Raw genomic sequence first — 17912 nt, forward strand, 5'->3', positions numbered from 1 at the left:
CGTTGTGCTGCGCCACTACCCAGCCTAAAGTAAGGTTATCTAACGAAGCTTCTCTTTGTTACATACCACCAAGGAGATACGCCATGAGCTATCACCACATTCTGGTCGCCGTCGACCTCACCAAGGACTCGCACAAGATCCTTGAGCGCGCCGTGGCAATTGCCGAACGCAATAACGGCGCCAAGCTCTCGATCATGCACACGCTGGAGCCGCTGGGCTTCGCCTACGGTGGCGACATACCCATGGACCTGACCAGCATTCAGGACCAGCTGGACGATCACGCGAAAAAACGCTTGGCCGACATTGCCGCTCCGCACGTCGAGCCCGCCGACCAGCACGTGGTGGTGGGCATGCCTGACACCGAGATCCATCGCTTTGCCGATGAGCACAATGTGGATCTCATCGTGGTGGGTTCCCACGGCCGCCACGGCTTTGCCCTATTGCTGGGCTCTACGTCCACCGGCGTGCTGCATGGCGCCCAGTGCGACGTACTGGCCGTGCGCGTCGGCAAGAAAGGCGAAAAGAGCGACGAGTGATCGCCCATGACCGACCCTAACGCCAAAGGCCCCTTACGGGGCCTTTTTTGTAGCGCCTTGAAGGCTATTCGCCGTTCGCCATCGCCTCCAGCTCCATCCAGCGCTCCATGGCCGTTTCCAGCGACTGCTGCACTTTTTCCAGGGCTTGCAGCCTGGCAGTCACGGCGGTGGCTTCCTGCTGGTAAAACCCCGGATCGCCCACTTCCTGCTCAAGCGTCTCGACTTCCTGCTCCAACCGCTCTATTTCAGCAGGCAGCGCATCCAGCTCTCGCTGCAGCTTGTAGGAGAGCTTCACGGACTTCCTGGCAGGCTCGTTGACAGGCTTTTCGACCACTTCTGGTGCAGGTGCCGATGTCGGCTCCGTCTGCTGGCGGGCAGCACCCTCCCAAGGGGCCGGGGGCAGCTTGCCGCCTTGTCGAATCCAGTCGGTGTAGCCACCCACGTACTCGCGCACGCACCCTTCGCCTTCGAAGGCCAGCATACTGGTCACCACGTTATCCATGAAGGTACGGTCGTGGGAGACCAGCAGCAGCGTGCCATCGAAGTCAAGCAGCAGCTCTTCGAGCAGCTCCAGGGTTTCCATGTCCAGGTCGTTGGTGGGCTCATCGAGCACCAGCACGTTGGCAGGCTGGGTGAACAGCTTGGCCAGCAGCAGGCGGTTGGACTCGCCCCCCGACAGCGCCTTGACCGGCTGACGCACACGATCCGGCGTGAACAGGAAATCCTGCAAGTAGCTCATCACATGGCGGTCCTTGCCGCCGACAGTGACCCGATCGCTGCCCTGCGCCACGTTGTCGTAAACGGTTTTCTCCAGCTCCAGCCCCGCCCGAAGCTGGTCAAAGTAGGCCACCTTCAGGTTGGTGCCCAGCTGTACGCTGCCTTCGCTTGGAGCAAGCTCTCCCAGCAGGATTTTCAACAGCGTGGTCTTGCCCGCGCCATTGCGACCCAGGAAACCGATACGGTCGCCGCGCATGACTTCCAGATTGACGTTGCGCAAGATGGTGTCGTCGCCAAAATACTGGCTAACGCCCTTGAGCTCGACCACCCGCTTGCCCGTGCGCTCGCCGCTGTCCACGGTCAGGTTGGCCGTGCCCTGGCGCTCACGGCGCTGGCTGCGCTCATTGCGCATCGCTTCCAGAGCCCGCACGCGCCCTTCGTTACGGGTTCGGCGCGCCTTGATCCCTTGACGGATCCAGGCCTCCTCCTGGGCCAGCTTCTTGTCGAACAGCGCATTTTCACGCGATTCGATTTCCAGCTCGTGCTGCTTGCGCTCTTGATACTCCGCGTACACGCCGGGGTAGCGGCCCAGCTTGCCTCGGTCCAGTTCCAGAATATGGGTAGCCAACTTCGACAGAAAGGCACGGTCGTGGGTGATCAGCAGCACGGCGCCATTGAACGCCAGCAGTTGCTCTTCCAGCCACGCAATCGTATCCAGATCCAGGTGGTTGGTGGGCTCATCCAGCAGCAGCAAGTCCGGTTCCGACACCAGCGCCCTGGCCAGGGCCACGCGACGACGCCAGCCACCGGAGAGCGCGCTCATCTCCGCTTCGGGCGGCAGGCCCAGGCGCGTCAGCACCACGTCGATACGCTGATGGAACGACCAGCCATCAATCGCTTCCAGCCGCGTTTGCAGCGTGGCCATGCGGGTCATGTCCGGGTCGGGGTCGTTGATCAGATGCTGGTACTCCGACAGCAGCTCGCCCGCTTCGGGCAGCCCCTGGGCCACCATGTCAAAAATCGTCATGCCCGATGATTCGGGCAGCTCCTGAGCCAGCACGCCGATTTTCAGCCCCGGCGCGCGCCAGATGGTGCCGTCGTCCGCCTGGATGTCGCCTGCCACGAGTTTCAACAGGGTGGATTTACCGGTGCCGTTGCGCCCGACCAGCGCCAACCGCTCGCCCTTTTCAACCGTGAGGTCGGCGCGATTCAATAGTACCTGAGTGCCGTAAGCGAGTTGCAGCTGTTCGAGTCGTAACAGGGTCACGCAGTGTCCTCCTTCGTCGTGAGGCGCACAGTGTAACGCATGGATCACTGTAACGGTGCACTCATGTAGAGCCCGACGGTACAACGTGCTAACGTCCAGCATGAAAGGGGCAACGCCTACGGCTGTCTTGTGGCACTTCCAGGGTGGAAAAGCGTGACCGTTACCGTCTCCATGCACTTTGTCAACGAGCTGTTTCGTGGCTTGGCTCCCACCGGGCAAGCGGCCACGCATTATTTGATGCTGTCTGGCATCTCCCCGTTCTTGCTTGAGGCTCCCAATGGCCGTGTAACGGTGGAACAGTTTGCCCAGCTTTACCGGCTTCTGGCGGTGGAGTTCGACGATGAGACGCCCGGTTTTTTCTCTCGACCGCTGCGCTGCGGCACCCTCAAGCTGCTGTGCCTCAGCATGCTGGATGCTCCCACGCTGCGTATCGCACTACATCGCTACACCCAGTTTTTTCGTATTGTGCTGGATGACTTTGGCTATTGTTTTTCCGTGGAGGGCGACCTGGCTCGTATGGCCCTCGAGGAGCACAAACCGCTTCAGGGCAGCCACATTCTGGTGCATGAGCTGATGTTGAAGCTCTTTCACGGCATTGCTTCCTGGCTGATCGCGCGAAAAATCCCGCCCATATTGATGGAGTGCAGCTATCCACAGCCCGCCCACCAAGCTGACTATCTCTATTTTTATCCAGGCAAGGTGACCTTCAACCAGCCGAAAACGGCGGTCTATTTCGATACGGCTTTTCTGGAACATCCCGTCCGGCAACGCAAGCAGCATCTGGGGGCTTTTTTGCAGCGTGCGCCAGCAGACTGGTTTTATGTCTCTTTCGAAGACCGTATCGCCACCCATCGCGTGCGGGAGTACCTGCACCGTCACCGGCTCTCTTCCAGCACCATTCACGACGTGGCCAATGCGCTGCACGTGTCCGTCCGTACCTTGTCGCGCCACTTGCAGGCAGAGGGCACCCACTTTCAGGCGGTAAAGGACGAGTATCGGCGGGACGTGGCCATTCAGGTATTGACCCGAAGCAGGGAACCACTCTCCGCGCTGGCCGAAACCCTCGGCTTCGAGGACCAGGCCTGCTTCAGCCGAGCCTTCAAGCAATGGACCGGCAATTCGCCTGCCGCCTACCGCAAAGCGCAGACAGCAGGCACCACGCTCTGAGCCGCTAGATCTCCGTACGGATACGTTTTTTATCCAGCTTGCCTACGCTGGTCTTGGGTATTTCATCGACGAAACGTATCAATGAAGGCACTCCCCAACGGTTGAGCTTGCCCTGCGCCACGAACTGCTCCATGAACCCCTGAATCGCCTCGACGGTAGGTGGCCGATTGAGGTCGCTGGGCACGACGAGCGCTGCGGGGCGCTCCCCCCACTTGTCATCCGCCACGCCGATGACCGCCACTTCAGCGACGCCGGGGCATTGACTGATATAGCTTTCCAGTTCCAGGGAGGACAGCCATTCGCCGCCGGTCTTGATGACGTCCTTGATGCGATCACTAATGGCCAAAAAGCCATGCGCATCCAGCGACCCCACATCCCCGGTGTGTAACCAACCCTCTCGCCATAGCTCTTCGCTACGCGTCTCTTCCTTGTAGTAAGCCTGGGTGAGCCAGGGCGCTTGTACGCGGACTTCCCCCACACTATGGCCATCATGAGGAAGCGGCTGACCGTCCACATCGACCACCTGCAGCCGCACGAACGGCACCGGAAGACCAGCCTTGCAGCGCCAGGGGAGCTGGCTTTCGAAGTCAGCCTCCACGACCTCCTTCGGCAAGATATCGGCCGTGAGCAGAGGACACGTTTCCGACATGCCGTAAGCGCTGCGGGTGTCGATCCCCAACGCCCAGGCACGGCTTGCCAACGCCTGGGTCAAGGCGCTGCCTCCGACCAGCACTTTCCAGCCGGTCAAATCGACTTTTTTCGTCGCGATGGCCTCCGCGCTCACCACCATGTTGAGCAGTGTCGGTACGCAGTGGGAAAAATCGACCTTTTCACTGACCAGCAGCTTCACCAGCATCTCCGGCTCGTATTTGCCCGGGTACACTTGCGTCGCGCCCAGCAGCGTGGCGGTGTAAGGGACGCCCCAGGCATGTACGTGAAACATCGGCGTAATGGGCATATACACCTTGTCTCGGTTCAACAGCTCGAAGCCAGGCGCCTGAAACGTGCTGGCTTCGCCCAGCGTGTGCAACACCAGCTGACGGTGAGTGAAGAACACCCCTTTCGGGTTGCCGGTCGTGCCGGTCGTGTAGAACAGCGTGGCCACGCCATTTTCATCGAACGTGGGGAAATCATAATGGCTGGGCTGGTCAGCCAACAGGGCCTCGAACTCCCCCACCAATCGCAGCGACGTCGAGACGTCACGGCGCTCTTCCTGACAAAGCACGTAGCCACGAATATCGGGAAGTTGCTGCGCCAGCGGCTCCAGCAGAGGCACGAAGTCCTCATGCACCAGCACGAAGACGTCTTCCGCATGCTGCATGGTGTAGAGAATCTGTTCGGGTGCCAGGCGGACGTTCACCGTGTGCAGCACCGCGCCTATCATGGGAATGGCGAAAAAGCATTCCAGATAGCGGTGGCTGTCCCAATCCATCACCGCCACCACATCTCCTGCCTGCACTCCCTGCGCCGTCAACAGATGAGCCAGTTGATGGACACGCTCTTGAAAACGGCGGTAGTCGTGACGGCCTTGATCGCGGTACACGATCTGATTATTGCCCGCCATGCGAACGCCAGACTCCAACAGATCCTTGATCAGCATGGGAGGGTTGGTGGCGGAGGATGTCGAAGTAAGCAGTTTTGGCGTTATCGTCGGCATAAAACGTACCTTTGATTGTTGTTGGATGTCTGGGGCAACTTAACGCTCGATCAGTAGCGCGATACCTTGCCCGCCGCCAATGCAGAGCGTAATCAGTCCAAAGCGCCCCTGAATGCGCTCCAGCTCATGCAGCGCTTTAAGGATCAAAATGGCGCCGGTGGCCCCCACCGGATGCCCAAGAGCGACCGCACCGCCATTGGGGTTGAGTTTTTCCAGCGGAAAATCGAGCGTGCTGGCCACCGCCATGGCCTGGGCCGCAAAGGCTTCATTGGATTCGATCACATCGATATCGTGAATGGTCAATCCAGCCTGCTGCAAGCAACGCTTGACGGCGGGAATGGGGCCCAACCCCATCAATGATGGTTCCACGCCCGCCGTGGTGGCCACCCGCAACCGCCCACGCACGGTGAGCCCGCGCTCCCGGGCCTCTTCAGCATGGGCCAGTACGAGGGTGGCGGCGCCATCGTTGATCCCTGAGGCATTGCCTGCGGTCACGACCCCTTCACGCTTGAAAGCCGGTTTCAGCCGGGCCAGGTCACTGAGCACCACGTCTTCCCGGACATGCTCATCACGGGCAAAGGTCAGCGTCTGCTTGCCCCGGGTCACCTCTACCGGCACGATCTGCTCATCGAAGCGGCCTTCCGATAGTGCCCGCGCTGCTTTTTGATGGCTCTTGAGGGCGAATTGATCCAACTGCTCGCGGCTGAAACCGTACTGCTGCGCGATATTTTCAGCGGTGATTCCCATGTGACCACTGCCGAACGGGTCACTCAACACGCCAAGCGTCAAATCCTCGATGCGGGTGTCCCCCATTCGAATACCGTGGCGCGCCTGCGGGGCCAACACGTAGGCTCCGCGAGACATGCTTTCGGCACCGCCCGCCAAAGCGAGGCGACTGTCGCCCAGGACAATCTGCTGAGCCGCAGACACCACCGCCTGGACGCCAGAGCCGCACAGGCGATTAACGTTGAAGGCACCGGCCTCTTTGGGAACGCCTGCACTGAGTGCGATGTGGCGGGCCAGATAGGCATCCTGCGGGCCAGTAGTGATGATATGGCCGTAAACCGAATGATCGATGTCGGCGCCCTCCACCCCGGCCCGGCGCAGGGCTTCCACGGCGGTGATGGTGCCTAACTCATGGGGGGCGAAGGCGGATAGCGAACCGCCGAACCCTCCGATGGCGGTGCGCGCGCCCCCTACAATCACCACGCTATCCAACTGCATATAGACTCCTTGTCGACCGTTTTTTGGACCTCTTGCTCAAGAGGCTTTGCCCAGCAGCGAGCGCGCAATCACTTCTTTCATGATCTCGGAGCTGCCGGCATAAATGGTTTGTACCCGAGCATCGAGATAAAAGCGCGAAATGGGGTACTCATGAGTGTAGCCATAGCCACCAAACAGCTGCAGACAGCGATCCACCGCATGACACTGCAGTTCGCTCAGCTGTAATTTAAGAATCGCCGCCTCGGTGCTGCTCATGCTGCCTTGCCGATACCGCTCCATGCACTGTTCGAAGTAAGCCCGGGCCATGTCAAGCTGGGCTTTGAGCTGCGCCAGCGTAAAGCGGGTGTTTTGAAAATCGGCAATCCGCTGGCCGAAGGCTTCCCGCTGGGTGACGTATTCGAGGGTTAGCGCTAGCGCCCCTTCTATCGCCCCCAGGGCCTGGGCGCCCACCCCCAAACGCTCACGAGGCAGCTCTTGCATGAGGTAAAGAAACCCTTCGCCCTCGTTGCCCAATAGCGCGTCTGCGGGCAACTTCAACTGATCAAAGGCCAGCTCCGCAGTGTCGCTGGCATGCTGGCCTATTTTCTTGATCGGTTTACCTCGGGAAAAGCCGGGCAGCGACGTTTCCACTAAAAATAGCGAGACCCCTTTGGCGCCGGCACTGGGATCGGTTTTCGCGCACACGATCACCAGATCGGCCACCTGACCATTGGTGATGAACAGCTTGCCGCCGTTGAGCAACCAGCCATCCTCTACCCGCGTGGCGCGGGTTTTCATCGCGGCCAAATCACTCCCGGCGTGGGGTTCGCTCATGGCAATGGCCCCCAGGCACTCCCCCAAGGCCATGCGCGGCAGCCACTTTTCCTTCTGCCCAGGTGTCCCCAGCTTCTGGACATACGGCATGACGATATTGGCGTGGATGTTGTAGGCACTGGCGAGGCCACCAAAGCCCTGACGAGACATCTCTTCGAGCACCCTTTGCGTGATGGCGATATCGGCCTCTGAGCCACCGTACGCTTCTGCCAGGTCAATACCCAACAGCCCTGCCGCCCCCAGCGCCAGCCACAGGGAGCGTGGTATTTCCCCCGCCTCCTCCCACTGCTGGTAAAAAGGCGCTACTTCCTGCGCTAAACAGCGGGTAATCATGGGCTGAAAGAGCCCCAGCTCCTGGTCGTCCATCATGACTCTCCCAGCGCCTGGCGCAGATGGCGCTTGAGAATTTTACCTGCCGTGCTCTTGGGCAGTGCGTCGGTAAACATCACCCGCTTGGGTACCTTGTAAGGGGCGATCAGGTCCTTGGCGTGTAGAATCAGCTCCGCTTCACTGGCGTTTTGCCCCTCCTTGAGCACCACCACCGCGGTAATCGCCTCGATCCATTTGTCATCGGGGAGCCCCACGACCGCCACCTCTGAAACCGCCGTGTGCTTGAACAGCACCTCTTCCACTTCTCGACTGGCGACCAGCACACCGCCAGTATTGATCACGTCCTTGATACGGTCGACGATGTACAAATAGCCCGCTTCATCGACATACCCCACGTCTCCAGAGTGGAACCAGCCTCCCTGAAATGCCTCTGCGGTCATCTCGGGTTTGTCCCAGTAGCCCAGCATGAGCTGCGGAGAACGATGGACGATTTCCCCATGCTCTCCCGGCGGAACATCGTTGCCCTCCAGATCGACGATGCGCGTTTCGACCGTGAGAATCGGTCGTCCAGCAGAGGCCGGCCGTTCGGCATGCTCTTCTGGTCGCAAAACAGTTGCCAGGGGCGCTATTTCGCTCTGTCCGTAGCAGTTGTACAGGCCGACACCATGAAAGCGCTGCTGCATCTCTTCGAGTACCGGCACCGGCATGATGGAGGCCCCGTAATAGGCTTTTCTGAGGCTCGAGAGATCGTACTGATCAAAGTGAGGGTGCCGTAACAGACTGATCCACACGGTAGGAGGGGCAAAAAAAGAGCTGATCTGGTGCTGTGAAATGGCAGCCAGGCAGCTTTCCGGCAGGGGGGCTTCCAGCAGAATGACGGGCGCTCCCAGCAGTAGCGCAGGCATCAGAAACACGTGCATTTGCGCCGAGTGGTACAAGGGCAGCGCTGCCAGCACGGCGTCATCTGCCTGGATATCCAACGCCACCATGCACGCCATGTATTCGGCTATGAGCGCTTGATGGCTCATGATGGCAGCCTTGGGCGCTGCCGTGGTACCAGAGGTATATAGCAACTGGGCAACGCTGGCCCCCTCCAGCGCGACGCTTGGCTCATGGGCAGCATGAGCCAGAGAAGCATGAACCCCGTGGGTACACGCCAGTACATCGAAGGCGTCTTCTTGAAGCGATGCCCCCTCCGCCTGCAGGGTACCGTTGACGACCAGCGACAGCCCCGCGACGGCAGCGCGAACCTTGTCACCTAGCACCGCGTCGCTCAGTACCCCTTTTGCGCCCGACTGCTCCAGAATGTAACGAAGCTCGTCACTGCTCAGCGCAAAGTTGACAGGGACGTGAATCAGGCCCGCCTTGCTACAGGCCAGCCACGCGATCACATAGGCATCCGAGTTTTTACCGTATACCGCCAGGCGGTCGCCCGGCGCCAGCCCTGCTTCCAGCAGCGCATTTGCCACCTGGTTGGCCGCGTTATTGAGCGCTTGATAACTCCACGTACGCTCGCCGAACGTCAAGGCCCGCTTCTGGGCATGCTTGCGCGCGCTGCGGTTAAGCGCAGCGCCAATCGTATTGCGATGAATGTTATCTACAGACGTCATGGCTGTTTAACCCTTTACGAGTGGGCAGACACTTTCAGACAGTGGCCGGAACGCTTCCTCGGCAGGAATGGTGCGGACCACCCGGAACAAGTCGTCTTCATCTGCTGACTCTGCCGGGGTTTTGACTTCCACCAGGTACATGTCGTGGACCATACGGCCGTCTTCGCGGATATAGCCGTTCTGGGCAAAGATATCGTTGATAGGCGTGTCGGCCATCTGCTGACGCACCGTCTGGGTATCGTCTGTCCCGGTGGCAGCGATGGCGTCCAGGTAGTGGCGAGTGCTGGAGTAGAGGCCAGCGTGCACCATGGTAGGCATGCTGCCCGTACGCTCCCGGAAGCGTTCTGCCCAGGCGCGGGTTTCCTCGTTCAAGTCGTAATACCAGGCTTTGGTGAACTGCAGCCCTTGGGCATTTTCCAGCCCGATACTGCGCACATCGGTACTGAACAGCACCATTCCCGCCAGGATTTGCCCGGCCTGGGTAATACCAAACTCCCCCGCCGTCTGAACCGCGTTGATGGTGTCCCCGCCCGCGTTATTCAGCGCAATGACGTCAGCACCAGAGGCCTGCGCCTGTAACATGAACGATGAAAAGTCGTTATTGGGGAATGGATGACGCGCACGCCCTACGATGGTGCCACCGTTTTCAGTGACCACGCGCTCGACGTCTGCTTCCAACGCATGACCAAAAGAGTAATCGGCACTCAACAAGTACCAGTTTTTGTAGCCTTCTTCGGTAATGGCTTTGGCGGTGCCGTTCGACATTGCCCAGGTGTCATACACCCAGTGAATATGATTCGCAGAGCAGTGTTCGTTGGTCACGCCAGAGGAGACGGCACCATTCACCAGCCCCAGCTTGTCGGCCTCCTGCAGCAGACTGACAGCCGCCAACGTGACCGATGATGCCACTAGGCCCGTGACCATATCGACGTTGCGCTCATCGATCCATTCACGCACCACGCTGGAGCCCACGTCAGGGCTGTTACGATCATCGGCACTGAACACCACGATATCCGCACCGTTGACACTGCCGCCAATATCCTCGATCGCCATCTGAATGGCATCGAGCCCCAGAGGACCGATAGGATCGCGGTAAACGCCTGACATATCGGCCAGATAGCCAATGCGGATTTCGTTATCAGAAATCCCTTCATGGGCGGCAACGAACGGAACGAAGCCTGCAGCAACCACCGCAGAAGCTAACGCAGACAGGGTGAAACGACGTGATAACGGCATGAGGGTACCTCTCTATTGTTGTTATTGAGGTGAAAATCACAACGCTGGCGTTGCGCCTTCACTCATTGAATCACGGGCATGGCGGTGACTCATTTTCATGGTAAGAGCAAACAGGCCTGCACTGTTTACCTATTGAGCCAGTTTTTTTGCAATTCATGCCATTTGCAGTGTCATTACTTGCCACGTGCATGGCGGCTTGCGTTGGCGAGCCAAGCGGCTCCAGCGTTACAATGGGGCCACTGGCCCACAGGAGAGATGACCACATTGGCGACTCAGCAAGCACACGACGCGTTACCTGAAGCGCTACAGTTTCGCCCCAGCACACCGCTGGTCGACATTGGCGCCAACCTGACCCATGAGAGCTTTCAGCGCGACTTGAGCGACGTGATCGCCAGAGCCCGAGCCGCCAACGTGACCAGAATGATCGTCACGGGAACGGATGTCGCCCACGCCAGGCAGGCCGTCGAGATGGCTCGGCAGTTTGCTGGGCTGTATGCCACTGCGGGGGTGCATCCCCATGATGCCAGCGGCTGGAGCGAAGACGTGGCCCAGGCGCTGGGCAATCTCTATACACTGCCCGAGGTGGTCGCGGTCGGTGAGTGCGGGCTCGACTTCAACCGCAACTTTTCCACACCGCAGGAGCAGGAGCGCGCCTTTGAAGCGCAGTTGGCCCTGGCGGCGGCATCCGGGCTACCGCTGTTTCTTCATGAGCGTGATGCAGGCCAGCGCATGCGAGAGATCCTGCACCACTGGCGCGACGATATCAGCCACGCGGTGATCCACTGCTTTACCGCAGACCGTGAAACGCTGCGGGGCTATCTGGAGCTGGACCTGCACATCGGCTTGACGGGCTGGATCTGTGACGAGCGGCGCGGGCATCACCTGCGTGACCTGGTGCGCGAGATCCCGCTGGATCGATTGATGGTCGAAACCGACTGCCCTTACTTGCTGCCCCGTAATTTGCCCGCCAAGCTGAAAGGCAGACGCCATGAGCCTGCCCTGCTGCCCTGGATCGTGCAGGAGATTGCTCGTTGGCATCAGGTGAGTGACACTGAACTCGCGGCGGCGACCACCCGTACCGCCCTGCAGTTTTTCCGTATCGACACGGATACCTAGAAGGAACGACAACCATGGCCGACTACCCCGGTTTTATTGCCATAGAGATAGGTGAAGACAATGGCTTGCCGCTGTCGATTGCATGGTCACTGCCCGATGGGCGCATCAAGCAGACCTTGATCCAGCCGGATGACAGCTGGATTACCGAAGACAGCAATGTCATGGGGGCTTACAGCATCGAAGAGCTGGAGAGTCTGGGGGTCAGCCCGCTGGATGTGATCCGCGAGCTGGAGAACGACCATTTCTCGGCCACGCTGTACACCAGCGACAACGGCGAAGATGAGGCCGCCCTTGCCCGCTTGTTCGACACCTACGGACTGGACCCTTTTGTGGAGCTGGCACCCGCACAAGTGCTGTATGAAACCCTCAGCTCAAGCGAATGGCACCGCCTGCGCAGTGATACCTTCAACGACCTGGGCCTAGAACCCATGCGCCCCGAGCACGAAATCGAGGTCATGCTGACCCTGCATCAGCAGTTGTCCGAGGCTGACTAACCCACTTTCATCAGAGCATCGTCCAGCAGGCGGTGCCCCTGCCGAATCGCCTGCTCCAGCGTGTCCTGGTGCTGATAGTAGCGCGCCAATGCCGTCCGAAACGCATTGGCGCGCAGGGGCAGTCCCTCTTGCCGATAGCGCTCGGCCCTCGCTGCCACGCGTCTTGCGAAAGCCTCCCGGTCCACCTCGCCCGCGCCGCCCAGATTGTCCACACTGACATGGAACGTACGGCCACACGCCTGGGTAAACAGTTGCTCCAACGCCTGAGGGGACACTTCGGCCTGTTCGAATGCCTGTTGCTGTTCCGCCGTGCGCCCGTCCGGGTAATACCAGTAGCCATAATCTTCCCACTGGCGGCGTTTTGCGCCTGCGATGCACCAGTGGCTGATCTCATGTAACGCACTGGCAAAATAGCCTCGTGCAAAGATCACCTGATGGTAAGGCGTCTGCTCACTCATCGGGCGGTAAAGCGGCTCATCGCCACCGCGAATCAGCCGAGTCTGATAGTGGTCTGCAAACACCCCATCAAACAGCGCAGTAATATCGTCGAGCGTCCAGCACTCTTGCGGGTCAGTCACACCGTTATCTCATTCATGAACGTTGCACTAGTATAACGAGGGACCCATCCCTGGCTAAAGAGGAGAGCGCAAGGTATAGCGACTCCTGCTACTCTATCGCCTTTTCCTGGGTCTCTTTGCTAAATAGGAACCATACCTTGGGCGGCTTCACTAGCGATATCAAGAAAATTTACTGGCCTGAAACACGCACACTCATGGCCCTGGCGCTGCCTATCTGTGGTGCACAGCTTGCTCAGGCAGGCATGAGCGTTGTCGATGTGATGATGACCGGGCGACATGACGCCACGTCGCTGGCGGCGGTGTCGGTAGGCTCCAGCCTGTGGATGCCCCTGATGCTGTTCATGACCGGCACGCTGATGGGGCTGACGCCCATCGTGGCTCAACTGCTGGGAGGGCAACGCCACGTCGCCATTCGTCCCGCCGTACATCAGGCGCTCTGGGTGGCCCTGGCGCTGGGCTTGTTGGCCGCCCTGCTGCTGCGTACGGCCGTCATGCCGATCTTCGAGCTGATGAACGTGCCACCGGCAGTGGCCAGCGAGTCGGCTGCTTACCTGAGCGCGGTGGCCTTCGGCATGCCAGGTATCGCGCTATTTCAGGCATTGAGAGCGTTTTCGGATGGCATGAACCATACCCGGCCAGCCTTGTGGATCAGCCTGATTGGCCTGGCCGTCAATATTCCCAGCAACTATGTACTGATCTACGGGGGTGATGGGCTGGTCAGCCTGTTCGGCGCCGCGCTGCCGGATACGCTGCAGCAGCTACCCGCGCTGGGCGCCTTTGGCTGTGGCATTGCCACGGCCTTCTCCATGTGGACCATGACCATTGCCATGGCACTCTACACACGCCGTGGCACGGTATACCACAGCGTTTCCTTGTGGCATGGCGCCACCTGGCCACAGTGGTCAGGCGTGCGTGAGCTGCTCGTGGTCGGGGTGCCCATCGGCGTCGCGATTTTTGTCGAAGTGACGCTGTTCACGCTGATCGCCCTGTTCATTGCCAGCCTTGGTGAAGTGACCGTGGGGGCTCACCAGATCGCGCTGAGCTACACCTCGATCCTGTTCATGTTGCCCATGTCACTGAGCATGGCACTGACGGTGCGTGTCGGTAATACGCTGGGGCAGCAGCGCCTTTCCCTGGCCCGCAAGGTTGCCTGGAACGGTGTCGTGATCAGCGTGATCGTCGCCGCGTTCAACAGCACGCTGCTCTGGTTCACTGCCGCACCGGTCATCAGCCTGTATACCTCCAATAGCGACATTCAGGCCCTGGCGCTCACGATCATCGCTCTGGCGGTCATCTTTCAGCTGTCGGACTCGCTGCAAGTGAATCTGGCCGGCGCGCTGCGAGGCTACAAGGATACCCGCATCGTCATGGTGATCACCGTTCTTTCCTACTGGATCGTCGGGCTGGGGGGCGGTCATTGGCTGGGAACCTATGGCATGGGGGGTGAGTCACAGCCGCTGGGGGTACACGGCTATTGGATCGGCCTGATTGCAGGGCTCACGACAGCGGCCATCTTGCTGGCTTGGCGATTACATCGAATCAGTCAACGGGAGTGACCCCATGCGGCCTTCAAGTTTCTACCGCTCATGCCTCGTGATGCCCGTCGTCATGTCGGCCAGCTTGGTGCTGGCTGGCTGCGGCGACAACAGCGCGGACGAGGCCTGGGCGGCCTACCAGCGCTCGACTGCCGAGGAGCTCGGCATTTCCGCTCCTGAACGCCACCAGCCCCGTAACATAGGCGCCTTTCCCGACCGACGCCAGCGCGTGATCGAGCTGCCGGAGATACGCGAAGGCATGCTCAATATCTATGCGTTACGCGAGTGTCAGATCACCTCCCTGATTGCTGCCAGAAACAACCAGCTAGGCCGTGTCGCACCGCCCAGCCAGCAATGGATCTACGAGCGCACGCTGTGGCAACGCCTGGATCACTGCTGGAACAGCGATATTCCTGAACGGCTGGGTGACGATGACGCCCATCGCCTGGCACAGCTGACCCAGCTCAAAACCGAGCAGCTGCCCTTTGCAACCTGGAACGCCATCTTTGCCTCGGAAGAGTGGGAGAAGAGTTTCGCTCGCGCCAGTCACCCTCTGCACACGCTCCCCGATCAAGTCTGGGCAGAACAGCGGGCAGCACTGGATTATCTTGAGCAGATGATTACCCAGCAGTTCAATCAGGCCTGGCAACACGACTCCTCGACCCTGGAAAACCATCTCAAAACGCTCCAGCAGCGTCCGCTGACTGCCGAAGTGCTGCGCGCCTTGCTGCTGGCTGAGCAGCGCCTGAACGAGCTAAACGCGGCTATCGCGCAGGCCGAACCAGACGCAGGGAGCACCTGCTGGTCAGAAGCCCTGCCTGACTGGGTAGACCAGCTGGAGCAACGCGCAGAGCAGTGGCTGGTGTCGGTGAATAGCCTTTTCGATACCCATGCCGTCAGCCCACCGCCAGCGGTGTCTGACTACCAGCAGACCTGGCTCGACATGCAGAACCCGGAGGCCCCCTGGCAGCAGTTTCAACGGGCTCTGGCGCATCATCGCCAGTTGGCGCTTACCCTGGCGCCCTGCACACAGCATTAAATATGCTCGTCATGCTTAACCTTCCAGAAAAGGTGTGCTATTGGTGAAGGTAGCGGCAGATGAAAATCACTGTCTGCCAATGTCGTGACCACGCAGTACAAGGAGGGACACCATGGGCTCACCCCTGTCAACTCGCTCTGCCCAGGTCATCGACCTGGATACCGTGCGTCAGCGTCAGCAGGCGCGAAAATATCTCGTTCGTCTGGCTCCGGAGCTGGACGGACTGGAAATGGTTTACCAGCTCGCTGCGAGTCCCGACACCTACCCCGACACCTACTATGGTCTCCCCATTCTGGCCTGGGGCTTGAGAGAAGATGGCAGCATTACCGGGCTGGTACCCTGGATGGAGTCTCTGGCGGCCTGCCATGAGCTGGACAGCGAGGAAAGCGGTTGCTTCGTCGGTTACCGTGACCCCGAAACCGATGAAATCTTCGATGTTCCCCCCGACCACAAGTACGACGAACTGGTCGCGGCGGCAGGCTATTTCGAGTATGAGGCGTCCGGTGAAGTGACGCTGATCCAGCAACTTCCCGATACCCTGGGAACCCATGCCTTGTGCATGAATCGGCCCAATGCCCCCTGGCACATGAAGCCGGTCTACGGGTGGCGCCTGTACAGCGACGGCAGCGTAGACGCACTGCTGGCTGACGAGCAAAAAGCCACTCTGATGCCGATCCTGCTGGGTGATAACTGCCTGTATGACGCCCATTCGCGCCATCACACCGTCTATTTTTTCCAACGCCACATCGCTAATCGCATCCTCGAAGAGGACCCGGCTACGCTTGAGGCCCTGGCCATGATGGTGGTCTCCGACAGCAACGAGCGCTCTTGAAGCCATCCCGACAAGGCATTGCACCATGGTCGATGCATGCCTTGCCAGGACTCCCCAGCATCACGCCAAACGGATAAAGTAGACGTAGTGGTCGTCAGAGCCCTGCTGCTCGATAAGCTCGTGCCCCAGGAATTGACAAAACTTGGGGACATCGCGCGTCGTCGCAGGGTCCGTCGCCACGACCTTCAGCACCTGGCCCGACGCCATGTCACGCACCTTGTTGTGCATCAGCATGATGGGCTCTGGGCAGTACAGCCCAGTGGTGTCCAATTCGGCATCGAAAGCACTGGGGGCTTGTGTAGGATCAGTCATCGACTCTCTCGGTTAGGAAACAGACACTATGATAAAAGTCATCATTGAACGACGCATCATGCCCGGCCTGGAAGATGAATACGAGCAGGCCGCACGCGAAGCCATGCGAGTATCATTGGGCATTCGTGGCTTCGTTGGTGGTGAAACGCTGGTAGAGCGCGGCCACACCGACCGTCGGCTGATGATCACCAAATGGCGTGACCTGCGCGCCTGGAAAGAGTGGCACGCCAGCGAGGCGCGCGCCATGGCCATGCAGCGCATTCTGCCTCTTCTCACCGAAGATGAAGCCATTCGTATCTATGAGCCGGGGTACTAGACGAGCGTTCAGCCAGTCAAGCTTCTCAGTGTAGCAACCTGACATGCACCGTCACCTCTTCCCGGTCATGGTAGAGATGACGGCAGCTTATTTTAGCGCTTACCCCGGCTGACGCCAACGAGGCTTCCAGCGTCGTCAGGCAGCGCGTCACTTCGTCCCAGCGTTTCTTCATGGGCAGCTTCAAGTTGAAGATAGCTTCACGACACCATTTACGTGTCAACCAACGCTCTACCATGGCCAATACCCGCACAGGCTTGTCCACGATGTCGCACACCAGCCAATCCAGACGCTGAGGGGGCTCCCAGGTAAAGCCATCTTCACGCAGGTGGTCGATCTGACCAGTCGCCATCAGGGCTTTGTCCATCGGTCCGTTATCGATGGCATATACGTACATGCCCCGCTGCACCAGCTGCCATGTCCAGCCTCCTGGCGCCGCCCCCAGGTCCGCTGCCTGCATGTGCTCCGCCAGGCGAGTATCCCACTGATCGCGTGGAATGAATTCGTGCCAAGCCTCTTCCAGTTTCAGCGTCGAGCGGCTTGGCGCACGGGAGGGAAAGCGTAGCCGCCGGATTCCGTTCAACAGTTCGCTACGATTGTCAGGGAAGCTCATGCCAAGCTGCACACGGTCTCCGTCCGTCCAGAAAATATGCAGCCGCCTTCCGCCAGCCTTGCCTCGCAGCGCCCCACGCTTTTTCAGCGTGTTTTGCAGCGGGCGAGTGAGCGCCTTGATCAACCCCGACAGCGCTTTGCCATCGTTGGTATCCGGTGTTTCGTGCCAAATCTCTTCAAAGCTCCAACGGCTGGCTTTGACCTGATCGAGAATGGCGCTCAGACGATCCTCACGGGACAGCACCAAGGGCGGCAGGGCTGCCAGACTCTGCCTGGCAAAGATGAGATGCTGGAAAGCTGCCTGGCGGTGCAGATCATTGATCGCCTCACCATCCTGCCGCGTCAAGCTGACCCATCCGGCCCCATGGGCTGGTTCGCAGTTCACCCCCTGCTGTTTGGCATGGTGCTGCATTTCCGCCAACGTATCGCCCTCGAAACCGGGTCGACAATAGACCAGCCACGCCGTGGGTATCGTGTCACTCACCTTTCACCTCTCTGTAAACATGGAGCCGTCACTGCCCTCT

The 17912-nt window shown here is 59.7% G+C and carries 17 protein-coding genes; 8 read left to right on the forward strand and 9 right to left on the reverse strand.

The features are described 5' to 3' along the window. Window positions 1–83: 83 nt before the first annotated feature. Entirely contained in the window at window positions 84–536 is a 453-nt protein-coding gene (locus RVM26_RS08415; RefSeq protein WP_016914281.1) for a universal stress protein, read from the forward strand. Between the two features lie 64 nt (window positions 537–600). On the opposite strand, the gene RVM26_RS08420 is transcribed toward RVM26_RS08415, so the two are convergent. Further along, entirely contained in the window at window positions 601–2520 is a 1920-nt protein-coding gene (locus tag RVM26_RS08420; protein ID WP_498941634.1) for an ATP-binding cassette domain-containing protein, read from the reverse strand. A 153-nt stretch (window positions 2521–2673) separates the two neighbouring features. Between RVM26_RS08420 and RVM26_RS08425 the strand changes: the two genes are divergently transcribed. Beyond that, window positions 2674–3687, forward strand: a complete 1014-nt coding sequence (locus RVM26_RS08425) for an AraC family transcriptional regulator (protein WP_498941635.1) — start codon at window positions 2674–2676, stop codon at window positions 3685–3687. Between the two features lie 4 nt (window positions 3688–3691). Here the strand turns inward: RVM26_RS08425 and RVM26_RS08430 are convergent, their stop codons facing one another. The 5 genes from RVM26_RS08430 to RVM26_RS08450 are packed head-to-tail and all read right to left on the reverse strand — an operon-like array spanning window position 3692 to window position 10557. Beyond that, window positions 3692–5344, reverse strand: a complete 1653-nt coding sequence (locus RVM26_RS08430) for a fatty acid--CoA ligase (RefSeq protein ID WP_498941636.1) — start codon at window positions 5342–5344, stop codon at window positions 3692–3694. Window positions 5345–5383: 39 nt separating this feature from the next. Continuing rightward, entirely contained in the window at window positions 5384–6568 is a 1185-nt protein-coding gene (gene bktB / locus RVM26_RS08435) for a beta-ketothiolase BktB (protein WP_498941637.1), read from the reverse strand. Between the two features lie 36 nt (window positions 6569–6604). After that, window positions 6605–7747, reverse strand: a complete 1143-nt coding sequence (locus RVM26_RS08440) for an acyl-CoA dehydrogenase family protein (RefSeq protein ID WP_498941719.1) — start codon at window positions 7745–7747, stop codon at window positions 6605–6607. Further along, window positions 7747–9321, reverse strand: a complete 1575-nt coding sequence (locus RVM26_RS08445; RefSeq protein ID WP_498941638.1) for a fatty acyl-CoA synthetase — start codon at window positions 9319–9321, stop codon at window positions 7747–7749. The genes RVM26_RS08440 and RVM26_RS08445 overlap by 1 nt, the downstream gene beginning before the upstream one ends. Before the next feature lie 6 nt (window positions 9322–9327). After that, the gene (locus tag RVM26_RS08450; RefSeq protein ID WP_287805006.1) at window positions 9328–10557 is read right to left on the reverse strand and encodes an ABC transporter substrate-binding protein; all 1230 of its coding nucleotides are present in this window, start codon (window positions 10555–10557) and stop codon (window positions 9328–9330) included. A 255-nt stretch (window positions 10558–10812) separates the two neighbouring features. Between RVM26_RS08450 and RVM26_RS08455 the strand changes: the two genes are divergently transcribed. Continuing rightward, entirely contained in the window at window positions 10813–11673 is an 861-nt protein-coding gene (locus tag RVM26_RS08455) for a TatD family hydrolase (RefSeq protein ID WP_100731697.1), read from the forward strand. A gap of 14 nt (window positions 11674–11687) precedes the next feature. Further along, complete coding sequence (locus tag RVM26_RS08460) at window positions 11688–12167, forward strand: hypothetical protein (protein WP_016914304.1); 480 nt, start codon at window positions 11688–11690, stop codon at window positions 12165–12167. Here RVM26_RS08460 and RVM26_RS08465 read toward each other — a convergent pair. Beyond that, window positions 12164–12745 (reverse strand): elongation factor P hydroxylase, encoded by a 582-nt coding sequence (locus tag RVM26_RS08465; protein ID WP_287805009.1) that lies wholly within the window; start codon window positions 12743–12745, stop codon window positions 12164–12166. The genes RVM26_RS08460 and RVM26_RS08465 overlap by 4 nt on opposite strands. Window positions 12746–12882: 137 nt before the next feature. On the opposite strand from RVM26_RS08465, the gene RVM26_RS08470 reads away from it, so the two are divergent. From RVM26_RS08470 to RVM26_RS08480, 3 genes are all read left to right on the forward strand, one after another. Next, window positions 12883–14301, forward strand: a complete 1419-nt coding sequence (locus RVM26_RS08470) for an MATE family efflux transporter (protein ID WP_287805010.1) — start codon at window positions 12883–12885, stop codon at window positions 14299–14301. A 4-nt stretch (window positions 14302–14305) separates the two neighbouring features. Then, the gene (locus tag RVM26_RS08475) at window positions 14306–15319 is read left to right on the forward strand and encodes a DUF3080 family protein (protein ID WP_498941639.1); all 1014 of its coding nucleotides are present in this window, start codon (window positions 14306–14308) and stop codon (window positions 15317–15319) included. Window positions 15320–15431: 112 nt separating this feature from the next. After that, complete coding sequence (locus RVM26_RS08480) at window positions 15432–16151, forward strand: hypothetical protein (protein WP_498941640.1); 720 nt, start codon at window positions 15432–15434, stop codon at window positions 16149–16151. Between the two features lie 60 nt (window positions 16152–16211). Here the strand turns inward: RVM26_RS08480 and tusA are convergent, their stop codons facing one another. Further along, window positions 16212–16463: a sulfurtransferase TusA gene (gene tusA, locus RVM26_RS08485; protein ID WP_039179343.1), complete on the reverse strand. Its 252-nt coding sequence runs from the start codon at window positions 16461–16463 to the stop codon at window positions 16212–16214. Between the two features lie 28 nt (window positions 16464–16491). Between tusA and RVM26_RS08490 the strand changes: the two genes are divergently transcribed. Further along, a complete protein-coding gene (locus tag RVM26_RS08490; RefSeq protein WP_016914310.1) occupies window positions 16492–16779 on the forward strand; it encodes an antibiotic biosynthesis monooxygenase family protein in 288 nt (95 codons plus the stop codon). 25 nt (window positions 16780–16804) lie between these two features. On the opposite strand, the gene rlmM is transcribed toward RVM26_RS08490, so the two are convergent. After that, window positions 16805–17872 (reverse strand): 23S rRNA (cytidine(2498)-2'-O)-methyltransferase RlmM, encoded by a 1068-nt coding sequence (gene rlmM / locus RVM26_RS08495; RefSeq protein WP_287805019.1) that lies wholly within the window; start codon window positions 17870–17872, stop codon window positions 16805–16807. Window positions 17873–17912: the final 40 nt, after the last annotated feature.

It is taken from the genome of Halomonas sp. KM072 (assembly GCF_050710315.1).
GTDB classification, from domain to species: Bacteria; Pseudomonadota; Gammaproteobacteria; order Pseudomonadales; family Halomonadaceae; genus Vreelandella; species Vreelandella hamiltonii.

Excerpts from the sequence above, each read along its gene's own strand:
- RVM26_RS08415 (WP_016914281.1), top strand. The coding sequence starts at position 84 with ATGAGCTATCACCACATTCTGGTCGCCGTCGACCTCACCAAGGACTCG.
- RVM26_RS08430 (WP_498941636.1), bottom strand. The coding sequence starts at position 5,344 with ATGCCGACGATAACGCCAAAACTGCTTACTTCGACATCCTCCGCCACC.
- bktB (WP_498941637.1), bottom strand. The coding sequence starts at position 6,568 with ATGCAGTTGGATAGCGTGGTGATTGTAGGGGGCGCGCGCACCGCCATC.
- RVM26_RS08440 (WP_498941719.1), bottom strand. The coding sequence starts at position 7,747 with ATGGACGACCAGGAGCTGGGGCTCTTTCAGCCCATGATTACCCGCTGT.
- RVM26_RS08445 (WP_498941638.1), bottom strand. The coding sequence starts at position 9,321 with ATGACGTCTGTAGATAACATTCATCGCAATACGATTGGCGCTGCGCTT.
- RVM26_RS08450 (WP_287805006.1), bottom strand. The coding sequence starts at position 10,557 with ATGCCGTTATCACGTCGTTTCACCCTGTCTGCGTTAGCTTCTGCGGTG.
- RVM26_RS08455 (WP_100731697.1), top strand. The coding sequence starts at position 10,813 with ATGACCACATTGGCGACTCAGCAAGCACACGACGCGTTACCTGAAGCG.
- RVM26_RS08460 (WP_016914304.1), top strand. The coding sequence starts at position 11,688 with ATGGCCGACTACCCCGGTTTTATTGCCATAGAGATAGGTGAAGACAAT.
- RVM26_RS08475 (WP_498941639.1), top strand. The coding sequence starts at position 14,306 with ATGCGGCCTTCAAGTTTCTACCGCTCATGCCTCGTGATGCCCGTCGTC.
- RVM26_RS08480 (WP_498941640.1), top strand. The coding sequence starts at position 15,432 with ATGGGCTCACCCCTGTCAACTCGCTCTGCCCAGGTCATCGACCTGGAT.
- tusA (WP_039179343.1), bottom strand. The coding sequence starts at position 16,463 with ATGACTGATCCTACACAAGCCCCCAGTGCTTTCGATGCCGAATTGGAC.
- RVM26_RS08490 (WP_016914310.1), top strand. The coding sequence starts at position 16,492 with ATGATAAAAGTCATCATTGAACGACGCATCATGCCCGGCCTGGAAGAT.